The sequence below is a fragment of the Pseudokineococcus lusitanus genome (genome assembly GCF_003751265.1).
GTDB lineage: Bacteria > Actinomycetota > Actinomycetes > Actinomycetales > Quadrisphaeraceae > Pseudokineococcus > Pseudokineococcus lusitanus.
In genome coordinates this window covers 1-3,451 of record NZ_RJKN01000015.1, presented here as the reverse complement: position 1 = coordinate 3,451, position 3,451 = coordinate 1, and the positions used below count along the sequence as shown (strand labels likewise).

Annotated in this window: 2 rRNA genes; both read left to right on the top strand. The window is 59.0% G+C overall.

The annotated features are described in order from the left end of the window. The first annotated feature begins 51 nt into the window (after positions 1 to 51). A 23S ribosomal RNA gene (locus EDC03_RS17280) occupies positions 52 to 3,181 on the top strand. Positions 3,182 to 3,307: 126 nt separating this feature from the next. Then, positions 3,308 to 3,424: ribosomal RNA gene (gene rrf / locus EDC03_RS17275) — 5S ribosomal RNA — on the top strand. Positions 3,425 to 3,451 lie beyond the last annotated feature (27 nt).

Sequence of the window (3,451 nt, the reverse complement as noted above, 5' to 3'; positions counted from 1 at the left end):
GTGCTCGTAGCTTGAGAACTGCACAGTGGACGCGAGCATCTTTATCTTTGTGGCCAAGTTTTTAAGGGCGCACGGTGGATGCCTAGGCACCAGGAGCCGATGAAGGACGTCGTAGCCTGCGATAAGCCTCGGGGAGCTGGCAAACGAGCTGTGATCCGAGGATGTCCGAATGGGGAAACCCGGCTGGATTCATCTCCAGTCACCTGCACCTGAATATATAGGGTGTGTGGAGGGAACGTGGGGAAGTGAAACATCTCAGTACCCACAGGAAGAGAAAGCAACCGCGATTCCGTGAGTAGTGGCGAGCGAAAGCGGACGAGGCTAAACCATGGGCGTGTGATACCCGGCAGGGGTTGCGTGCGTGGGGTTGTGGGACCCGTTGGTTCCAGCTGCCGCTGGGACGGGGAGTGATAAAGCCGCGCTGTAGTCGAAGGGTCTTGGATGGCCCGGCGTAGAGGGTGCGACCCCCGTAGACGAAACAGTGTGGCCTCCTTGGACGGTGTTCCCGAGTAGCACGGGGCCCGAGAAATCCCGTGTGAATCTGGGGGGACCACCCCCTAAGCCTGAATACTTCCTGGTGACCGATAGCGGACTAGTACCGTGAGGGAAAGGTGAAAAGTACCCCGGGAGGGGAGTGAAATAGTACCTGAAACCGTGTGCCTACAAGCCGTGGGGGCTCGTCCTTGTGACGGGTGACCGCGTGCCTTTTGAAGAATGAGCCTGCGAGTTAGTGGCATGTGGCGAGGTTAACCCGTGTGGGGAAGCCGTAGCGAGAGCGAGTCCGAACAGGGCGGTACGAGTCGCGTGTCCTAGACCCGAAGCGAAGTGATCTACCCATGGGCAGGTTGAAGCGCGGGTAAGACCGCGTGGAGGACCGAACCCACCAGGGTTGAAAACCTGGGGGATGACCTGTGGGTAGGGGTGAAAGGCCAATCAAACTTCGTGATAGCTGGTTCTCCCCGAAATGCATTTAGGTGCAGCGTCGCGTGTTTCTTGCCGGAGGTAGAGCTACTGGATGGCCGATGGGCCCGACAAGGTTACTGACGTCAGCCAAACTCCGAATGCCGGTAAGCGCAGCGCGGCAGTGAGACTGCGGGGGATAAGCTTCGTAGTCGAGAGGGAAACAGCCCAGATCACCGGCTAAGGCCCCTAAGCGTGTGCTAAGTGGAAAAGGATGTGGAGTTGCGCAGACAACCAGGAGGTTGGCTTAGAAGCAGCCACCCTTGAAAGAGTGCGTAATAGCTCACTGGTCAAGTGATTCCGCGCCGACAATGTAGCGGGGCTCAAGCACACCGCCGAAGCCGTGGCACTTCCGCTGTTGCCAGGCCTGTCCCTTCGTGGGGTGGGTCCAGGTGCGGGAGTGGGTAGGGGAGCGTCGTGTGGCGGGTGAAGCGGCAGGGTGACCTAGTCGTGGACGCCACACGAGTGAGAATGCAGGCATGAGTAGCGAATGACGGGTGAGAAACCCGTCCGCCGAATGATCAAGGGTTCCAGGGCCAGGCTAATCCGCCCTGGGTAAGTCGGGACCTAAGGCGAGGCCGACAGGCGTAGTCGATGGACAACGGGTTGATATTCCCGTACCGGCGAAGGACCGCCCATGCTGAGGTCAGCGATGCTAAGCGCCTGAAGCCTCACTCGTCCTTCGGGATGGGTGTGGGTGGAACGCGCGACCCGGACTGGTAGTAGGCAAGCGCATTAACAGGGGTGACGCAGGAGGGTAGCTACCGCGTGGCGATGGTTGTCCACGTCCAAGGGTGTAGGGCGAGCTGTTGGCAAATCCGCAGCTCATGAAGCTTGAGACCTGATGGTGAGCACGTATGTGCGAAGAGGGTGATCCCATGCTGCCTAGAAAAGCCTCGGCGCGAGGTTCGAGCCGCCCGTACCCCAAACCGACTCAGGTGATCAGGTAGAGAATACCAAGGCGATCGAGTGAATCGTGGTTAAGGAACTCGGCAAAATGCCCCCGTAACTTCGGGAGAAGGGGGGCCGATCGCGTGATCGCTGCTTGCCGGCGTGAGCGTGTGAGGCCGCAGAGACCAGGGAGAAGCGACTGTTTACTAAAAACACAGGTCCGTGCGAAGTCGTAAGACGATGTATACGGACTGACGCCTGCCCGGTGCTGGAACGTTAAGGGGACGGGTCAGCCTCACGGCGAAGCTCAGAACTTAAGCGCCAGTAAACGGCGGTGGTAACTATAACCATCCTAAGGTAGCGAAATTCCTTGTCGGGTAAGTTCCGACCTGCACGAATGGCGTAACGACTTCTCCGCTGTCTCAACCGCGAACTCGGCGAAATTGCACTACGAGTAAAGATGCTCGTTACGCGCAGCAGGACGGAAAGACCCCGGGACCTTCACTATAGTTTGGTATTGGTGCCTGGTGTGGCTTGTGTAGGATAGGTGGGAGACTGTGAAGCCGGTACGCCAGTGCTGGTGGAGTCGTCGTTGAAATACCACTCTGGTCGCATCGGTCGTCTAACTTCGGTCCGTGATCCGGATCAGGGACAGTGCCTGATGGGTAGTTTAACTGGGGCGGTTGCCTCCTAAAGAGTAACGGAGGCGCTCAAAGGTTCCCTCAGCCTGGTCGGTCATCAGGTGTTGAGTGCAAGTGCACAAGGGAGCTTGACTGTGAGACTGACGGGTCGAGCAGGGACGAAAGTCGGAACTAGTGACCCGGCCGTGGTGTGTGGAAACGCGGTCGCTCAACGGATAAAAGGTACCCCGGGGATAACAGGCTGATCTTGCCCAAGAGTCCATATCGACGGCATGGTTTGGCACCTCGATGTCGGCTCGTCGCATCCTGGGGCTGGAGTAGGTCCCAAGGGTTGGGCTGTTCGCCCATTAAAGCGGTACGCGAGCTGGGTTTAGAACGTCGTGAGACAGTTCGGTCCCTATCCGCTGCGCGCGTCGGAGACTTGAGAAGGGCTGTCCCTAGTACGAGAGGACCGGGACGGACGAACCTCTGGTGTGCCAGTTGTCCTGCCAAGGGCATGGCTGGTTGGCTACGTTCGGGAGGGATAACCGCTGAAGGCATCTAAGCGGGAAGCCTGCTTCGAGATGAGGTCTCCTTGCCACTTCGGGTGGTGTGAGGCTCCCAGGTAGACGACTGGGTTGATAGGCCGGATGTGGAAGCGGGGTAACTCGTGGAGCTGACCGGTACTAATATGCCGATGGCTTGACCACTCTTAAGTGTGTGTGTTTCGCGTCCACTGTGCGGTTCTGGGGCTACGGGCCCCTGCGTCCTCGTGCCTGTCCACTGTTCGTGGTGGTGGGGTGCTGGAGGGTGTGGGTGGCCGTGTTCCGTAGTGTTTCGGCGGTCATAGCGTCGGGGAAACGCCCGGTCCCATTCCGAACCCGGAAGCTAAGCCCGTTCGCGCCGATGGTACTGCCTGGGGGACTGGGTGGGAGAGTAGGTCGCCGCCGGACATCTTTTGTGGGTGAGGGGTCGTGGGT